Raw genomic sequence first — 522 nt, 5'->3', positions numbered from 1 at the left:
TCGTCGCCCTGATCACGTTTCCGCTGCGATATGCCAAGTCGTTTGTCATGGGTGCGGTCGGCTATTTGCTTGTCGTGTTCACCGTCTACTTCGGGATCGACTACCTCAGACGCGTGATCCTCGGCGGTAGCAGAGGTGACATCGTCTGGCATGTCGGCGACTGGGTGGTGATGGCCTTTGCCATCGTGCTGCTCATTCGATTGTTGTCCGTTCCGTTGATCACGCATTTTGGGACTGTCAGCGACGACACGCACGGGTCTGCGCGCTTTGCCGGCCGAAGAGAGATTGCGCCTTTGACAAAGGCAGAAGGTGGATTGCTGATCGGCCGTGCGAACAACTCTGGCCGGCTTCTTCGCTATGGCGGGCCGGCTCATCTTCTGACCATGGCACCGACACGCAGCGGCAAGGGTGTCGGCACCATCATCCCGAACCTTCTGACCGCCGACCGCTCGATCATCTGCATCGATCCGAAAGGCGAGAACGCGATCATCGCCGGTGATGCGCGCGAGACGTTCGGGCCGG

At 60.0% G+C, this 522-nt stretch carries 1 protein-coding gene; it reads left to right on the top strand.

Going from position 1 to position 522, the window contains the following annotated elements:
• Positions 1-522 (top strand): type IV secretory system conjugative DNA transfer family protein (locus K6N12_RS33640; protein WP_222149178.1); only part of this gene is annotated, 522 nt, incomplete at both ends.

The sequence above is a fragment of the Rhizobium redzepovicii genome (assembly GCF_019793435.1).
GTDB lineage: Bacteria > Pseudomonadota > Alphaproteobacteria > Rhizobiales > Rhizobiaceae > Rhizobium > Rhizobium redzepovicii.
This window is presented reverse-complemented; position numbering and strand designations above follow the sequence as displayed.